Below are 669 nucleotides of genomic sequence, written 5' to 3'. Positions count from 1 at the left end.
AGCGCCTGTGGCTCCCGTGGCGCCTGTGGCTCCAGTAGCGCCCGTGGCTCCCGTCGCGCCTGTGGCCCCTGTGGCCCCTGTGGCTCCAGTAGCGCCCGTGGCGCCTGTGGCCCCTGTGGCTCCAGTAGCTCCCGTGGCGCCTGTGGCGCCTGTGGCCCCTGTGGCTCCAGTAGCCCCCGTGGCGCCTGTGGCGCCTGTGGCTCCTGTAGCGCCCGTCGCGCCTGTTGCTCCCGTGGCGCCTGTGGCCCCTGTCGCCCCCGTGGCGCCTGTAGCGCCCGTCGCGCCCGTAGCTCCTGTGGCTCCCGTAGCTCCTGTAGCGCCCGTAGCTCCCGTAGCGCCCGTGGCGCCCGTCGCGCCCGTGGCGCCCGTAGCTCCCGTAGCTCCTGTAGCGCCCGTAGCTCCCGTAGCGCCCGTGGCCCCCGTAGCTCCTGTTGCCCCCGTAGCTCCTGTAGCGCCCGTGGCTCCTGTTGCCCCCGTTGCTCCCGTCGCGCCCGTAGCTCCTGTTGCCCCCGTGGCGCCCGTCGCGCCCGCGGCTCCAGTCGCGCCCGTGGCTCCCGTGGCTCCCGTCGCGCCAGTTGGCCCTGTCGGTCCTGTAGCCCCTGAACCTGTCGGTCCTGTCGGCCCCTGTTGGCCGATCGGCACCCAGTTCCCCCAGGAAGCACCTCCATT

The 669-nt window shown here is 73.8% G+C and carries 1 protein-coding gene; it reads right to left on the bottom strand.

Going from position 1 to position 669, the window contains the following annotated elements; all coding sequences use genetic code 11:
• Window positions 1-642, bottom strand: a 642-nt coding sequence (locus PSHG_RS26040; protein WP_222860755.1) for a hypothetical protein, incomplete at its 3' end; no start/stop codon positions are given.
• Window positions 643-669: the final 27 nt, after the last annotated feature.

It is taken from the genome of Paenibacillus senegalensis JC66 (assembly GCF_000285515.1).
Taxonomy (GTDB): Bacteria; Bacillota; Bacilli; order Paenibacillales; family NBRC-103111; genus Paenibacillus_L; species Paenibacillus_L senegalensis.
This window is presented reverse-complemented; position numbering and strand designations above follow the sequence as displayed.